General features: G+C 47.1%; 16 protein-coding genes. 3 read left to right on the top strand and 13 right to left on the bottom strand.

Going from position 1 to position 16,389, the window contains the following annotated elements; translation table 11 throughout:
- Nucleotides 1-315 precede the first annotated feature (315 nt).
- The 3 genes from clpB to rluD form a co-directional block, all read right to left on the bottom strand.
- Nucleotides 316-2,889 (bottom strand): ATP-dependent chaperone ClpB, encoded by a 2,574-nt coding sequence (clpB, locus tag BCT27_RS13820; RefSeq protein ID WP_102396038.1) that lies wholly within the window; start codon nt 2,887-2,889, stop codon nt 316-318.
- An 85-nt stretch (nt 2,890-2,974) separates the two neighbouring features.
- The gene (pgeF, locus tag BCT27_RS13815; RefSeq protein WP_102396037.1) at nt 2,975-3,715 is read right to left on the bottom strand and encodes a peptidoglycan editing factor PgeF; all 741 of its coding nucleotides are present in this window, start codon (nt 3,713-3,715) and stop codon (nt 2,975-2,977) included.
- Between the two features lie 2 nt (nt 3,716-3,717).
- Complete coding sequence (gene rluD / locus BCT27_RS13810) at nt 3,718-4,695, bottom strand: 23S rRNA pseudouridine(1911/1915/1917) synthase RluD (protein ID WP_017008562.1); 978 nt, start codon at nt 4,693-4,695, stop codon at nt 3,718-3,720.
- 198 nt (nt 4,696-4,893) lie between these two features.
- On the opposite strand from rluD, the gene bamD reads away from it, so the two are divergent.
- The 3 genes from bamD (at nt 4,894) to pheA (ending at nt 7,739) form a co-directional block, all read left to right on the top strand.
- On the top strand, nt 4,894-5,619 hold the full coding sequence (gene bamD / locus BCT27_RS13805) for an outer membrane protein assembly factor BamD (protein WP_102315830.1): 726 nt from the start codon (nt 4,894-4,896) through the stop codon (nt 5,617-5,619).
- A gap of 352 nt (nt 5,620-5,971) precedes the next feature.
- The gene (gene hpf, locus BCT27_RS13800; RefSeq protein WP_017008565.1) at nt 5,972-6,307 is read left to right on the top strand and encodes a ribosome hibernation-promoting factor, HPF/YfiA family; all 336 of its coding nucleotides are present in this window, start codon (nt 5,972-5,974) and stop codon (nt 6,305-6,307) included.
- A 262-nt stretch (nt 6,308-6,569) separates the two neighbouring features.
- A complete protein-coding gene (pheA, locus tag BCT27_RS13795; protein WP_102315829.1) occupies nt 6,570-7,739 on the top strand; it encodes a prephenate dehydratase in 1,170 nt (389 codons plus the stop codon).
- An 84-nt stretch (nt 7,740-7,823) separates the two neighbouring features.
- On the opposite strand, the gene tyrA is transcribed toward pheA, so the two are convergent.
- The 10 genes from tyrA to ffh form a co-directional block, all read right to left on the bottom strand.
- Nucleotides 7,824-8,948 carry a bifunctional chorismate mutase/prephenate dehydrogenase gene (gene tyrA / locus BCT27_RS13790; RefSeq protein ID WP_102396036.1) on the bottom strand — a complete coding sequence of 375 codons (1,125 nt, stop codon included), beginning with the start codon at nt 8,946-8,948 and terminating at the stop codon, nt 7,824-7,826.
- Between the two features lie 15 nt (nt 8,949-8,963).
- Entirely contained in the window at nt 8,964-10,031 is a 1,068-nt protein-coding gene (locus BCT27_RS13785) for a 3-deoxy-7-phosphoheptulonate synthase (protein WP_102315827.1), read from the bottom strand.
- Nucleotides 10,032-10,382: 351 nt separating this feature from the next.
- Complete coding sequence (locus BCT27_RS13780) at nt 10,383-10,766, bottom strand: DUF2799 domain-containing protein (RefSeq protein WP_017008569.1); 384 nt, start codon at nt 10,764-10,766, stop codon at nt 10,383-10,385.
- An 81-nt stretch (nt 10,767-10,847) separates the two neighbouring features.
- Nucleotides 10,848-11,414 (bottom strand): HdeD family acid-resistance protein, encoded by a 567-nt coding sequence (locus tag BCT27_RS13775; protein WP_102396035.1) that lies wholly within the window; start codon nt 11,412-11,414, stop codon nt 10,848-10,850.
- 302 nt (nt 11,415-11,716) lie between these two features.
- Complete coding sequence (yjjG, locus tag BCT27_RS13770; RefSeq protein WP_102315825.1) at nt 11,717-12,388, bottom strand: pyrimidine 5'-nucleotidase; 672 nt, start codon at nt 12,386-12,388, stop codon at nt 11,717-11,719.
- A gap of 140 nt (nt 12,389-12,528) precedes the next feature.
- Entirely contained in the window at nt 12,529-12,882 is a 354-nt protein-coding gene (rplS, locus tag BCT27_RS13765) for a 50S ribosomal protein L19 (protein WP_017008572.1), read from the bottom strand.
- A gap of 36 nt (nt 12,883-12,918) precedes the next feature.
- Nucleotides 12,919-13,665, bottom strand: a complete 747-nt coding sequence (trmD, locus tag BCT27_RS13760) for a tRNA (guanosine(37)-N1)-methyltransferase TrmD (RefSeq protein WP_102315824.1) — start codon at nt 13,663-13,665, stop codon at nt 12,919-12,921.
- A gap of 37 nt (nt 13,666-13,702) precedes the next feature.
- The gene (gene rimM / locus BCT27_RS13755; protein ID WP_017008574.1) at nt 13,703-14,230 is read right to left on the bottom strand and encodes a ribosome maturation factor RimM; all 528 of its coding nucleotides are present in this window, start codon (nt 14,228-14,230) and stop codon (nt 13,703-13,705) included.
- Nucleotides 14,231-14,258: 28 nt separating this feature from the next.
- A complete protein-coding gene (gene rpsP / locus BCT27_RS13750) occupies nt 14,259-14,507 on the bottom strand; it encodes a 30S ribosomal protein S16 (RefSeq protein WP_017008575.1) in 249 nt (82 codons plus the stop codon).
- Nucleotides 14,508-14,709: 202 nt separating this feature from the next.
- Nucleotides 14,710-16,086, bottom strand: coding sequence for a signal recognition particle protein (gene ffh, locus BCT27_RS13745; RefSeq protein ID WP_074927919.1), 1,377 nt, complete (start codon nt 16,084-16,086; stop codon nt 14,710-14,712).
- Nucleotides 16,087-16,389 lie beyond the last annotated feature (303 nt).

The raw sequence follows: 16,389 nt of genomic DNA, 5'->3' as shown, positions 1-16,389 counted from the left end.
GTTAACGTCAAGCGTTTATTTTCAATCAATTTTGAAGCCGTTTCACCGTACTGATTCAGTGGCCAGTTCCGTGTGGAGCCGGTCGCCGTGTCAGTGAGGTCGCATTATAGGGATGGTTCAGATCTTGGCAAGGCTTTTTTGGTATAAAAATGCATAAACACTCCCTTTCGGTTGAACTTTGAACTTAACGCTCAAAAACAATACAAATCTCCATGATTTAATCGCTATAAATAGAAAGAGGCCTTGGTTGACCTCTTTCATTTAGTGCAATTTAGGGTCAAAACATGCGTTTTGCTCTCTCTATAATGCTATTAATCATTGAATCGCTTTGATCTGCTCATTTTCAACAATCAACCTCACTGGTTTACCTGGTACCACCTCACCTTTAAGGATGGCTTGTGCCAGTGGATTTTCAATACTTTGTTGAATCGCACGCTTCAATGGACGCGCACCATAAACAGGATCGAACCCCGCATTAGAGATAAAGCTAAGCGCATCCTCGTTCACATCCAAGACCAAATCTCGTTCAGCCATACGTTTCGCAAGATGCTGCAGTTGAACACCGGCAATTTCTTTAATATGCTCTTGCCCAAGAGGGTGAAAGACCACGGCTTCATCTATACGGTTGATAAACTCCGGACGAAAATGCTTACTGACGACATCCATTACCATCACTTTAATACCGTCGTAATCCAACTCACCAAAGTGTTCTTGGATACGATCAGAGCCTAGGTTCGATGTCATGATGACAACTGCATTACGAAAATCGACAGTACGCCCCTGCCCGTCAGTCAATCGCCCATCATCGAGCACTTGAAGAAGAAGATTGAACACATCAGGGTGTGCTTTCTCCACTTCATCCAGCAATATGACGGAATACGGACGACGACGCACAGCTTCGGTTAAATATCCGCCCTCTTCATAGCCAACATAGCCAGGGGGTGCACCCACCAGCCTTGCGACTGAATGCTTTTCCATGAATTCCGACATATCGATACGAACCATGGCATCACTGCTGTCGAACATAAACTCTGCGAGTGATTTACATAACTCAGTCTTGCCTACGCCAGTGGGACCAAGGAAAAGGAAAGAACCGATAGGACGGTTTGGATCAGCCAGTCCCGCTCGGCTACGACGAATGGCATTCGCAACAGAGTTCACTGCTTCTTCTTGCCCCTTTACACGACCGTGAAGTTCATCTTCCATTTGAAGAAGCTTTTCTTTCTCACCTTCGAGCATCTTGGCAACAGGGATTCCGGTTTGACGAGACAGAACTTCTGCAATTTCCGCATCGGTAACACGATTCTTCAGTAGCGTCATTTCTTGCATTTCTGCTTGGCTAGCAAGATCGAGCTGCTTTTCGAGTTCAGGGATTCGGCCATATTGCAGTTCAGACATCCGATTTAAATCGCTAGCCCGTCGCGCAATCTCCAAATCCGTGCGTGCTTGTTCCAATGCACTCTTTATATGTTGCGTACCTGACAGCGCTGCTTTCTCGGCATTCCACACTTCATCAAGCTCAGCGAAATCACGTTCTTTTTCGTCAATCTCGGATTGCAGCGTTTCGAGACGCTTCTTACTCGCCTCATCATTTTCTTTGGCCAATGCTTGCTGCTCTATCTTGAGCTGAATCAGTCGACGTTCGAGACGATCCAATTGCTCTGGTTTAGAGTCAATCTGCATGCGAATACTTGATGCCGCTTCATCAATCAGATCAATCGCCTTATCCGGCAATTGACGATCAGAGATATAACGATGAGATAAGCTCGCCGCGGCAACGATCGCTGGATCGGTAATTTCCACCGCATGATGCAGTTCATACCGTTCTTTCAACCCACGAAGGATTGCTACTGTGTCTTCAACGCTTGGCTCATTGACGAGGACTTTTTGGAAACGGCGTTCCAGCGCGGCATCTTTCTCCACGTATTGGCGATATTCGTCCAGAGTCGTTGCTCCCACACAGTGAAGCTCGCCGCGAGCCAGCGCAGGTTTTAGCATGTTGCCTGCATCCATAGCGCCTTCGGCTTTACCTGCCCCCACCATGGTGTGGATTTCATCGATAAAGAGGATGACGTTGCCTTCCTCTTTCGCAAGCTCGTTAAGAACCGACTTTAATCGCTCTTCAAATTCGCCTCGATATTTTGCCCCCGCGACCAACGACCCCATATCAAGAGACAATACGCGTTTATTGCGAAGCCCTTCTGGCACTTCACCATTCACAATGCGCTGAGCGAGGCCTTCAACAATGGCAGTTTTACCCACACCTGGCTCACCAATGATGACGGGGTTGTTTTTAGTTCGACGCTGCAGAACTTGTATCGTGCGGCGAATTTCATCATCACGTCCGATAACAGGGTCAAGTTTGCCCTGCTCTGCTTTTTCAGTCAGATCAACCGTGAACTTTTCGAGTGCTTGGCGTGCTTCTTCAGCATTTGGATCATCGATGGCCTGACCGCCACGTACCTTATCAATCGCCCCTTCAACTTTTTTAGTCGTAAGACCGAGGCTACGCAGCAATTCGCCTAGCGACCCTTTATCTTCAACAGCAGCAAGGATGAATAACTCAGAAGAAATGTATTTGTCTTTTCGCTTCTGCGATAACTTATCGCACATGTTAAATAACATGCCCATACCATGAGAAAGCTGGACATCGCCACCAGTGCCAGACACTTTCGGCAACTTGTCCAAAAGCTCGCTCAAGCTAGACCGTAGTTGGCTAACATCCACGTTGAGAAGTGTCATTAAAGGACGAATGGTGCTGCTGTCCTGATTGAGGAGAGACACCATCAAGTGCACAGGCTCGATATATTGGTTATCACGCCCTAAAGCCAGAGACTGGGCGTCGGAAATGGCTAATTGAAATTTGCTGGTAAATCGGTCAAGGCGCATGGCCCCTCCTCTGCATTACATCGGTATTTTGTTACCGATCAAATGGGAGCAGCCCTGACCAATTTCAAGTTGAAAGGTGAAATATTTATCGTTGAGGTGGGTGCTCAATCCAGATGCAACTTGCCTGACGACCTGTCTGGTTTTCTCGTCGGTATGAGAAAAAGCGCTCAGGTTCAGACACAGTGCATAAATCACCACCGCTGATATTGGTCACGCCTGCTCGTTGCAAACGGCGTCTCGCGAGTAAATAAATATCCGCAAGCCAGCGATCATTATGAGCCTGAAACGCAATGTCTGCGCCACTATCATTGGCAACAAAGGCATCGCGCACTTCACCACCCACTTCAAATGCAGAAGGGCCAATCGCAGGGCCTAACCATACCAAGACATTTTCAGGAGCAGGGAATGTTGCCAGCGTCTCTTCGAGCACACCATTAACTAACCCACGCCAACCTGCATGCGCGGCAGCAACTTGCGTCCCTTCTTTATTACAGAAAAGAACAGGTAAACAATCGGCCGTCATGATTGTGCATACTTCGCCTACGCAACGTGTAAACGACGCATCGGCATCAGGCACTGAATGCGATGACAGAGGCAGTTCCACCACCTCAGTACCATGCACTTGATTAAGCCAAGCTGGTGTTCGTACCATCTGCATCTTTGATGCGAGAATTGCACGATTTTCCGCGACATGCTCGGGGTCATCCTGAACATGGTCTCCCAAATTTAAGCTAGAGTACGGCAACAAACTTACGCCACCAGAGCGCGTTGTGCTGACAGCTTTCACATGAGAAGGCGCAGGCCAACTTGGCGTAATCCAATCCATTTCTAGTAATCCAGATCGCTGAATTCTTCAGCATCAGCACGAAGTACTTCCGCCAGCTTCACCATGTCTTCTGGAATTGGCGCATGCCATTCCATTAGTTCACCCGTGATCGGGTGCTCTAAGCGCAGCATCGTAGCGTGAAGTGCTTGGCGATCGAAACCACGCAGCGCTTGAACCATATCCTCACCTGAATTACGCGGCAGACGAGGACGACCACCATAAAGATGATCACCGATCAACGGATAGTTCAAGAAAGACATGTGAACACGAATTTGGTGAGTACGACCGGTTTCCAAACGGACACGTAAACGCGTATGTGCTCGGAAATGCTCAGCCACACGATAATGCGTGATAGCAGGTTTACCTAGCTCATGCACAGCCATTTGCGTACGTTTGGTTGGGTGACGACCAATCGCCTTTTCAATGGTACCGCCGCCCGTCATCGTACCGATAACGATAGCTTCATACTCACGAGTAAATTTCTTACGCTTTTGCAGTGCACGCACCAAACGCGTTTGAGCAGGAATGGTCTTCGCGACCACCATCAAACCCGTTGTGTCTTTATCCAGACGGTGAACGATACCCGCACGAGGTACTTCCGCAATATCTGGGTAGCGGAACAACAAACCATTCAAGATCGTACCATCAGGACAACCAGCACCTGGGTGCACAACCAAACCACGTGGTTTGTTAATCACCAAGATGTCGTCGTCTTCATAAACGATATCCAATGGGATGTCTTGGGCTGCCCAACGTTGTTCGTCTTCGATTTCCGCTTCAACGACAATGGCTTCGCCACCCATCATTTTCACACGTGGCTTGTTGACGATCGCTCCATCGACGCTTACTTTATCGGCCAGAATCCATTCTTTGATCCGAGAACGGGAATAATCAGGGAACAACTCTGCCAACGCCTGATCCAGACGCTGTCCTAGTTGGCTGTCACTAACTGTACTGCTTAACTCTAAATACTGTGCCATAACGAACTTTTTGATTCTCAATGAGACTAATACCCTACAACGTGGCTTTTTACCCCTCGGGCATGGTCACGTTTACTAGTTGGTATTATATCGGGTCGATGGGTAGAATAACCCCTATCGCGCCATTGTATCTTTTTGCGGCTGACTCCGTAATGGGCAAAGGCTGAAAAATATTCTTTCAAGGAAGCAACCGTAGTAATGAAACGCCTGACTCTTTCTTCTCTACTCGCCCTTTCTCTGCTGGCAGGATGTTCTAGCACGGACGAGATTGTGCCTGACATTCCGCCGTCAGAGCTTTATCAAGAAGCCCAAGTTTCATTGAATGAGGGAAGCTGGAATACCGCCATCGAAAGATTGGAAGCGCTAGATTCTCGTTATCCATTCGGTGCTTACTCTGAACAAGTTCAGTTAGATCTCATTTATGTGTATTACAAAAATGACGATTTGGCGTTGGGTGAAGCGACCATTGACCGCTTTATGCGTATGAACCCAGGTCACCCTGAAATGGACTGGGTGTTATACATGCGTGGCTTAACCAACATGGCGCAAGACAGAAGTTTTCTGCATGACCTGTTAAATGTTGATCGCAGCGATCGCGATCCAGAACCGTCTCGTCGCGCATTTGTCGACTTCAGACGTCTGCTTGATCGTTACCCAAACAGTGAATATGCAGCTGATGCTCAAAAACGCATGGTGGCACTAAAGAATCGTCTGGCTGACTATGAACTCGCGACCGCGGATTTCTATGTTCGCCGTGAAGCATGGATTGCCGTCATCAACCGTTGCCAAGAACTGCAACGTGATTTTCCTGACACCTTGGCTGCGAAAAAATCACTGCCGTTGATGTTGAAAGCCTACGAAGAGCTAAAACTCGATGTTCCCGCAAAACGTACACGCGAGTTGATTCAACTCAACGAAAGCTAATCACACCGAACAAAACGAAAAAAAGCAGCCAATGGCTGCTTTTTTTATATTCGGTCGAATGCGCTAAGTTAAATTGCGTGTGGTTAAAATCACACCACGATGTTCTTTAGCACGAACGATGTCCCTAACGTTCAGTGTTCGTTAGCGACCTTATCTTTCCATACTGCCTTAGTTATCTTGCTGCTTTCAAGCACTTTCTGGTGCATTTCATTAAGAGATTCTGACAGGATCACAACATGGCTCGACAACGCCGACCCGCAGACAAAATGGTGATTTGAATCACATTATTTCTTCTACAGAAACGTAATCTGAAAGTGAGCCCAGCAAAGGGCAAGCAAAAGAGGAAAGACCTATGAGAGTAGAAATTACTGGTAAAAACATCGACATCACTGCTGCTATTCGTGAACGCATTACTGCCCGCTTTGAAAAGCTGGAGAAGTGGCAAGTCGCTCTCATTAACCCTCATGCCGTTATCAGTGAAGAGCCCAACAAGAAATTTAAAATTGAAGCAGGGGTATCTGTACCAGGCACTACTCTGATTGCTTCGGCGGAACATGAAGACATGTATGCCGCGATTAACGAAGCAGGCCAGAAACTAGAAAAACAACTCAACAAGCAAGCACACAAAGGAGAAGCGCGACGCGCGAGCCATATCGAATTGCCTGCTGATGAAGAAGAAGCTGTCTAAGTCTCTACATACACTAACAATCAGCCCCGCACATGCGGGGCTGATTCGTCTTGACATAAAAGAGCCAGCCCAATAAGGTTGAGCAATATTACACCAAACAAAGCACTATCGATGAAACCGACCTCTCCATTTTTCTTTCGTTTCTTTTTCCGCATTTAATTAGGCGGGGCTAAGGGCGAGCATCGATAGCAAAGAAATCCCAAAGCCTCCCTCTCATCAGGGAGGCTTTTTATTAGGGTCAGCATTAAAACAGGATAAGGGAATGAGCAAACCAACACTGTCGCTTGATGATATCCGCATCAATGTGAGTCGTATCGATCAGGAATTACTCTCATTGCTTGCTGATCGCAGAAAACTCAGCTTAGAAGTCGCAAAAAGTAAAATCCAAACGCAAAAACCCGTTCGCGATATCGAGCGTGAACAAGTGTTATTGGAAAAATTGGTTGCTGACGGTAAAACCCATGAGCTTGACCCTCAGTACGTCACAAAGATCTTCCATTCCATCATTGAAGATTCGGTGCTTTACCAACAAGCATTTTTACAACGACTGACCAATCCAGATAACGAGCAGCCACTGGCTCGGGTCTCTTTCCTTGGTGGAAAAGGCTCTTATTCCAACCTTGCTGCACGCAATTTCTTTGCACGGAAAAACACGAAGCTTGCCGAAATCCAATGTCAAAGCTTCAAAGAAGTGATTGAAGTGGTTGAGAACGGCAATGCTGACTACGGTGTACTTCCCATTGAAAACACCAGTTCTGGCTCTATCAACGATGTGTACGACCAACTCCAACACACGCGCCTTTCTATCGTTGGTGAAATAACGCAACCTATTGAGCATTGCCTACTGACTGCAGTGGATACTGATGTCGATGTCATCGAAGTGCTTTACTCTCACCCCCAACCACACCAACAATGCAGCGAGTTTCTCCGTTCATTGGGTAATGTGAAACAAGAGTATTGCCAAAGCACTGCCGAAGCGATGAAAGAAGTGGCCAAGCTAAAAGACCCGAAAGTGGCCGCGATTGGAAATGCAAGCAGTGGTGAACTTTATGGTTTAACGCCGCTAAAATCAGGCATCGCCAATCAGCAAGAAAACCATACCCGTTTTATTGTGGTTGCACGGAAACCCATTGAAGTAACCGCACTCATTCCAGCGAAAACCACGTTCATTATGTCGACAGGACAAACCGCGGGGTCATTGGTTGAAAGCTTGTTGGTTTTGAGAAATCACGGCATCAACATGACCAAACTCGAGTCGCGCCCCGTGCTTGGTAATCCATGGGAAGAAATGTTCTATGTGGATGTGGAAGGCAACTTACGTACCGATGTAATGAAAGATGCCCTCGAAGAACTCACGCGCCTGACACGATATATCAAAGTGCTTGGCACCTACCCTATCGAAAATGTCGCGCCTTGCGAAATCGACGTGTAACACACCTTTCGATAACGGCTAAATACAAATCCGGTACGATCAAAAAAGGAGCCTAAAGGCTCCTTTTTATCGTTCAAACCACACTTAACGGTGTGCGGTGTCGTTCGCTTGTCGTAAGAGCGTTTGGCTTTCTTTCAAAAAGCGCGGTGCAAACTCACCAAACCAACTTTCAACTTGCCCAAAGGTCGAAATAAAGCCTTCTTTATCTTGGCTATCTAGCAACGCAATTGCATCACCGAAGCGCGCGTGGAAGCGCTTGATCATGTCAATATTCTGGGAAGAAGACATGATGATATCCGCATATAGCTGCGCATCCTGAGCAAACAAGCGACCAACCATCGCAAGTTCCAAGCGATAAATCGGTGAACTTAGCGCCGTCAATTGCGACAAGTTTGGATTTTCTTCAGCAAGATGCAGACCGTAAACAAAGGACGTAAAGTGGCGAAGGGCCTGAATCAACGTCATTCCTTGATCATGTTCAATCGCACTGATGCGATGTAAGCTCGCGCCCCAAATACGGAACTGCTCAAGTAGCCATTGGTACGTTTCTGGGTTTCGCCCATCACAGTACACAATCACCTGTTTGGCAAGACTGGCAATGTCTGGACCAAACATAGGATGAAGACCAACAACTGGACCAGCATGCGATTCCAGCATAGCCTGTAGCGGCTCACTTTTAATCGACGTTAAGTCAGCAAGAATACAATCATCGGGCAAATTGCTTAGTTGGCGAATAATGCTATCGGTACGATTAATGGGCACCGTCACTACCACCATTCCCGCATCGGCCAATATCTCATCGGCACGATCCCAGTCTTGGCTACCCAAGATTTTCACATCATAACCCGACAGTTTGAACAGTTTGCAGAACAGCGAGCCTAGTTGACCGTTGCCGCCCACCACCACGATAGAACGCAGTTCTGGGTTCAAGCATTTAAACCCAGAATCATTTTCGCTGGCGTAGGATTCACGCATCGTACGGCGCAGAATATCTTCAATCAGATCAGGGGGAATGCCTTTAGACGATGCCTCTTCACGCCGAGATGCAAGCATCGCAGCTTCTCGATCAGGGGCATAAATAGGCAATCCATGCTTACTCTTTACTTCACCCACTTCAGCAACCAGTGAAAGGCGTCGAGCAAGCAACTCCACCATTTGTTTATCTACTTCGTCAATCTGATCCCGCAAGCGGGACAACTCTGCAACCATGGGGCTTTATATCCTTTATAAACGCTGTTCCAAGAAGGGAATCAATTCATCATGAGCATGGCGCAGCAGCTTTTCCGTCTCCTGCCAATTGATGCATGCATCTGTAATAGATACACCGTATGCCATTTCTTCACGAGGCAAATCAGCCGATTGATTTCCTTCGTTGATATTACTTTCTATCATCAGACCAATGATAGATTTGTTACCTTCACGAATTTGATGGAACACATCTTCTGCCACCAAAGGCTGACGACGGTAGTCTTTACGTGAATTCGCGTGGCTGCAGTCTACCATTAGTGACGCTTCAAGCCCTGCTTCCTTCATCTCATTTTCGCATTCCGTCACAGAGACAGAATCGTAGTTAGTTTGTTTACCACCACGAAGAATGACATGACCATCTGGGTTACCGCCGGTTGTTAGCAGTGCAACTTGCCCTTCTTTATTGATACCCATGAAACGGTGACCCGACGCCGCGGCTTTCATCGCATTAATGGCGGTGGCCAAGCTGCCATCCGTGCCATTTTTAAAGCCAATCGGCATAGATAGGCCACTTGCCATTTCACGGTGGGTTTGTGATTCAGTGGTACGCGCACCAATCGCCGCCCAGCTAAACAGATCACCAATGTATTGAGGGCTAATCGGATCCAGCGCTTCTGTTGCCAGAGGAATCCCCATGTCGGCCAATGTGATCAACAATTCACGCGCTTTGTGTAACCCCGCTTCTACTTCAAATGAGCCATCCAGATGTGGGTCATTGATCAGCCCCTTCCAGCCAACGGTGGTTCTTGGCTTTTCAAAGTAAACACGCATCACAATGTAGAGCTGATCCTTTAACTCTTCAGACAACGCTTTTAATTGCTTAGCGTATTCGATCGCCGCATCAGTATCGTGAATAGAACATGGCCCACACACCACCAACAGGCGGTGATCTTTCTTATGGATGATATTGGCGATGTCTTGGCGAGCAGCAGAAATAGAGGCTAGCGTTTCGTTTTTCACTGGTAGCTTTTGGCGCAATTGTTCTGGTGTAATCAGTACTGTTTCATCTTGAATATGTACATTCGTCAGTAGATCTCTTTCCATGAAAAACTTCCTTTCGCGTGTCGTTTGATTTTTTAGTCGCGTAATATTCGCTTTGCGTTTTAACGCATTGAGACACACCTTAACAAGCCCACCCATGAATGCAACCCTTTCGTAAAGAAAAACAAACAACGTAAACTTAAATTTACAATTGATACAATAACATCAAAAAATACGAGATTTAAAGGCGTAAGAAAGAGCAGAGTACGAAAAAGAAAAATGGAAGGATTTGTATACAGAGAGGGAACGCCGATAAGGTTATTCTCGATACCCAAACAACCTAGCGATGCAACATTCGTTAAGCACCTTCAAATTGCTTGGGTATAGAAAAAGCGTTCAATTCAATCTGAACAGTTAGAAAGTTTGGTCGGCAGACTGAAAGTCTTCAAAACCACGTTGGTATTCCATTTGGAAACGCAAGCCGTCAGGTGCATTTGCGCACACACCTAAATATCGAAAACCAGAAAGACCAATATCATAGGCATTGTTCACGTCGCAATACTTATCAACGCCTGACATATAGCCCGATTCGTAGTTACCCACATTGGCACTTGCCACCCCGGCCTTTTGTGCCAACTCGGCCAAGTCACTCAAAGAGCGAGATGGTAAACCACGAACGCCATCACTTTCTCCAATGGCTTGCCACTTGCCTTCCGCGGCGAGTGATTCCGCGCTATCAATGCTCACGCAACCCACCATTGTCATCACTAACAACGACAGTGCAATACTCTTAACCATAGCGCCCTCAAATCCTATAAAGCGACAAAAAACAGAAACGTACTATAGACGATTCCAATACGCTTGGCTGCCGAAAAGTCATCAAGCAGATGCCCCGACTTTCTTCAACTTGAACGCAAGTACGATAAACAGCAGGCCGAATACAAATGCATACAGGGCGATGATCCAAAGCAGCGCTATCGCCCCTTCTGCGGGATTCGCCATTAGGAAACCACCAAACAAAATAGAAATAATACCGCCAAGAATAAGTAGCCATTCCCCAGTGATTTCTTTTCGCAACCTGATCGCGGCAATGATTTCCAATACCCCTTTGGCAATCGCCCAAACGGCAATGTAAAACAACAGTGCTACCGCCGTGAGTTCAGGGACGGAAAACGTCATCACACCCGCACCAATACCAATTACCCCCCAAAGCATCAGTAGCATCCAATTATCTCGTTCTCTTCGCTCAACAAGTGCGGTCCACACTTGCAAAGATCCATCAACGAAAGCGTACGCGCCGAAAACCAAGACGAGAGTTTCAATCGATTGGCTGGGTGGCATCGTCCACGCCATCACGCCAAACACCACCGCCGCGATGCCTCTGAGTAACAGCACCCACCAATTTCTTGCCAATGCACCAACCAATTGCTTTTCAACCGATTCCATTGCCGCTCTCCTCTGATTTTAATGGCATGATTGCCAGAAAAACGCGCAGTGAACTGGCTTGAGCCGTCATATTGGGCGAGGAAAGAAACCCCGCCATATGCCGATCAATCGCTGACGTTTTAGACAGTGAAGCGTGTTTGTATCTCAAGCGATGTTCTATCTTTGACACCTCCTGCGAATCCCTAAATTTATGGAATCAGGGTCATACTTGCTCGAGAGAATTCACGACAGAGAAATGCACTAGCCAAAAAAAAGACGAAACGCTAAACGTTCCGTCTTCATGACCAAATCATCGTCAGCGGTTATAACAACGCAGCGCCCAGCGCTTTCCAAGAGGAAACAACATAGGTAGGCGCAATGCCTTCTGGTACAGGTTTGCTATCAACATTCAGCCAACACGTATCAATGCCGGCATTCATGCCACCCAAAATATCAGAGTCAGGATTGTCCCCAACCATCAGTACACGAGAAAGCGCGGGCTGACCCATTTGCTCAAAGGCCAAATGAAAAATAGCAGGATCGGGTTTAGCCACGCCCACTTCTTCCGATATCACCACAAGATCAAAAAAGGCACTGAGTCCTGTTTTTTCTAATCTGACTTGCTGAAGCTGTGTGAAGCCATTGGTGATAATGCCAAGCTTTGCTTGTTGAGAAAGCAGAGGAACGATATCGCTGACAAACTCGAGCGGCTTACAGATATCAGCCATGGCTTCGAGGAAAAGGCGATTGAGTTCAAAGGGAGGAATATTGAGGCGATCAGACCAAATGATAAAACGGTCTTCTTGAAGCTGTTTTGCATTAATTTCACCGTCTTGGTACTTCACCCACAGCGGCTTATTTACTTTTTGGTACTCATCGAAATCAGTGCGTGTGAATTCGACACCCAATCGAGAAAACAGGGTTTGCAAACCTAAATATGCATCGAATGAAAACAGGGTTTCATCGGCATCAAACAAAATCCAATCGTACTGCACGCGTATTTCTCCTTATGCGAAAACGCATTATAGGGAAGTATCGACAAGCACACCATGAACGTAAATGTACAAAAAAGAAAAGCCCGCCAAATGGCGGGCTTTTCGCTATCCCTTTGAAGGGATCATAAACGCCGGAGCGATTATTTCTTAGCCAGACGCTCTTTGATACGAGCTGCCTTACCAGAACGCTCACGCAGGTAGTACAGTTTGGCACGACGTACTGCACCGCGGCGCTTAACAGTAATGCTGTCAACCACTGGCGAGTGGATTTGGAATACACGCTCAACGCCTTCGCCGTTAGAGATCTTACGAACGGTGATTGCAGAGTGTAGACCACGGTTACGCTTCGCGATTACAACACCTTCATAGGCCTGTAGACGCTCACGGTTACCTTCTTTAACTTTAACCTGAATAACAACAGTGTCACCCACTTTGATTTCAGGAAGGTCTTGCTTAAGTTGCTCTTCTTCGAGCGCTTTGATGATGTTACTCATTTTCTATACCCTAGAATAAACTGATACTAAGTATGTTTAGGTACTTGCATTGTGTTCACTAATGAACGCTGCAAGCAGTAATTCCTGTTCGTCAGTCAGAGCTAGGTTTTCCAGGAGCTCTGGTCTTCTGAGCCAGGTTCGGCCTAGCGACTGTTGTAGTCGCCAACGGCGAATGTCCTGATGATTGCCAGACTTCAGTACCGCAGGTACTTCTAATCCGTCTAATACTTCAGGTCGCGTGTAGTGCGGGCAATCTAGCAAGCCATTTGCAAAAGAATCTTCTTCTGCTGACGCAAAGTCTCCCAGTACACCCGGAACAAACCGAGCCACTGCATCCACTAACGTCATGGCAGGCAGTTCGCCTCCACTGAGCACAAAATCACCGATAGACCATTCTTCATCGACTTCGGTTTGTATAATGCGCTCGTCTACTCCTTCATAGCGTCCACAGATAAGAATCAACTTCTCGTTCTGCGCCAGCTCCTCAACACCAGCTTGATCAAGCTTACGGCCTTGAGGTGATAGGTAAACCACTTTCGCCTTGCCTCCGGCGGTATTTTTGGCAGCTTCAATGGCATCGCGCAAAGGCTGTACCATCATCAACATGCCCGGGCCTCCACCATATGGACGGTCATCGACAGTCCGGTGTTTGTCATGGGTAAAATCGCGGGGATTCCACGTTTCTACCTTGAGCAGGCCTTTTTTTACCGCCTGGCCAGTTACCCCAAATTCGGTAACAGCACGGAACATCTCAGGAAAAAGGCTGATAACACCAACCCACATATTTCCTCTCCCATGACTTTAAACGTTACCGGGGGATTTAAAATCCAGGATCCCAGTCAACTTCGATCCGTTGAGCAGAGCGATCAATCAGCTTGATGACTTGCCCATCGAGGAACGGTACTAGTCGTTCCTTCTTACCAAAAGCATCTTTCACATTGGCAGCCACTACCAATACATCGTTAGAACCTGTTTCCAAAATGTCAGTGACTTTACCAAGGTTGTAACCTTGGGTCGTGAACACGTCCATTCCGAACAATTCGCGCCAGTAGAATTCTTCATCTGACAGCGCAGGTAAAGCGTCTGCATTAATAGCGATTTCAGCATTTGTCATAGCCTGAGCGTCTTCACGCAGATCCAGACCATTCAATTTGCCAACCCACCCTTGACCGTGGCGTTTCCAGTCTTCGACTTGAAACTCTTGCCACTCGCCACGCACCTTGATGAACCAAGGTTTGTAGTCAAAAATACTTTCAGCATTTTCAGTGTAAGAAAAAACTTTGAGCCAGCCACGGATGCCATAAGAAGAACCTAGCTTGCCTACTACAACCTTTTCTTGCTCACTCATCTTTTCTTTCAACCCTGACACTGATTAATTACGCCGCTTTCGCTGCGTCTTTGATCAGTCGTGCTACGCGGTCAGAAACAGCTGCACCTTCGCCAACCCAATGGTTAACGCGATCCAGGTCTAGACGCAGCTTCTCTTCTTGACCCTGTGCGATAGGGTTGAAGAAACCTACTTTCTCGATGAAACGACCGTCGCGCGCTTGGCGGCTGTCGGCAACAACGATTTGATAGAATGGACGCTTTTTAGCGCCGTGACGTGCCAAACGAATGGTTACCATATCGTCCTCTTTGCATTACTGAATTAAATTGGCCCCGTAGTAGTACGGGGCCTCGTGCCAAAATAAAGCCTCGGAATTTTACGCTTTCTGTGATCGAATGCAACTGCTTTAGCTAAAAAAGCACCAGCTGTAAGAAGCATTCAATCACTTAGCGAAACTCCGCCGCTTTAAGTCTTCGTTATATAAGGAAGGAAGAAAGTATTTAGCGTGGGAACATGCCGCCACCGCCGCCCATACCACCCATCATGCCTTTCATATTGCGCATCATGTTCTTCATTCCACCCTTCTGCATTTTTTTCATCATCTTCTGCATCTGGGTAAATTGTTTAAGCAAGCGGTTAACGTCTTGAACCTGAGTACCAGAACCCGCAGCAATACGTTTCTTGCGTGAACCTTTAATCAAGTCTGGGCGAGCGCGTTCTTTCGCTGTCATGGAATTAATGATGGCTTCCATTTGAACAAACATTTTGTCGTCCACTTGGTTCTTCACATCATCAGGAAGGTTAGACATGCCCGGAAGCTTATCCATCATTCCCATCATGCCGCCCATGTTTTTCATCTGCTGCAGCTGATCGCGAAAATCTTGTAAATCGAAGCCTTTCTTCTCTTTAAACTTCTTCGCAAGTTGTTCCGCTTTGTCTTTGTCGACATTGCGCTCTAGGTCTTCAATCAGTGACAATACGTCACCCATGCCTAGAATACGGCTTGCAACACGATCAGGGTGGAACGGTTCAAGTGCGTCGGTTTTTTCACCCACACCCAAGAACTTAATCGGTTTACCCGTGATATGACGAACAGACAATGCCGCACCACCACGTGCATCACCATCGACTTTCGTCAGGATCACACCCGTAAGTGGTAATGCATCGTTGAAGGCTTTCGCCGTGGTCGCCGCATCTTGACCGATCATGGCGTCAACCACGAACAGCGTTTCAATTGGGTTAATGGCAGCGTGGACGTCTTTAATTTCGTCCATCATTTCTTCGTCGACGTGCAGGCGACCTGCGGTATCGACGATGACAACGTCATAGAATTTTAGTTTGCCGTGTGCCAATGCTGCTTTGGCAATGTCGACTGGGCTTTGATCAGTTGAAGAGGGGAAGAAGTCGATACCCACATCGGTTGCCAAGGTTTCCAACTGTTTGATCGCCGCAGGGCGATAAACGTCGGCAGACACAACCAGTACCTTTTTCTTATGACGCTCTTTAAGCATCTTACCCAGTTTACCGACGCTGGTTGTTTTACCCGCACCTTGTAGACCGGCCATCAAGACAACTGCAGGCGGCTGCGAAGCAAGATCTAACTCTGCGTTAGATTCACCCATCACCGCTTCAAGTTCAGATTGAACAATCTTGATGAATTCCTGACCTGGCGTCAGACTCTTTGATACTTCAAGACCAACCGCGGCTTCTTTTACGCGTTTGACGAATTCACGCACAACAGGAAGGGCAACATCCGCTTCCAGCAACGCCATGCGCACTTCGCGCAAGGTGTCTTTAATATTGTCTTCAGTAAGACGGCCACGACCGCTGATGTTCTTCAGCGTTCGGGATAGACGATCTGTTAAGTTTTCAAACATGTCCTACTCGCTCTCTACGCGGCGGTGCCACGACTTCAATTAATGAGGCTTAAGTGGCGATAAACACAAAATTGCCGCGATTATAACGCATTATCCTTCTCGCTAACATGATGCCTTCAACGATAGTTTTAAAGTGCCTATATCACTTTCTTTATTGGTCTCGGTTAAATATAGGGGCGAAATTGGCCGGCAAAGTACATAAATAGGGAAATGTAATAATGTCTGCAGCACGCAAAAGCAGTGCGCTGTAGCGCGTTACGCAGCGATAACCCCTAAAGATCCATGCCCTTGAATAGCGACGAA

The sequence above is a fragment of the Enterovibrio norvegicus genome, assembly GCF_002876705.1.
Taxonomy (GTDB): Bacteria; Pseudomonadota; Gammaproteobacteria; order Enterobacterales; family Vibrionaceae; genus Enterovibrio; species Enterovibrio norvegicus_B.
This window is presented reverse-complemented; position numbering and strand designations above follow the sequence as displayed.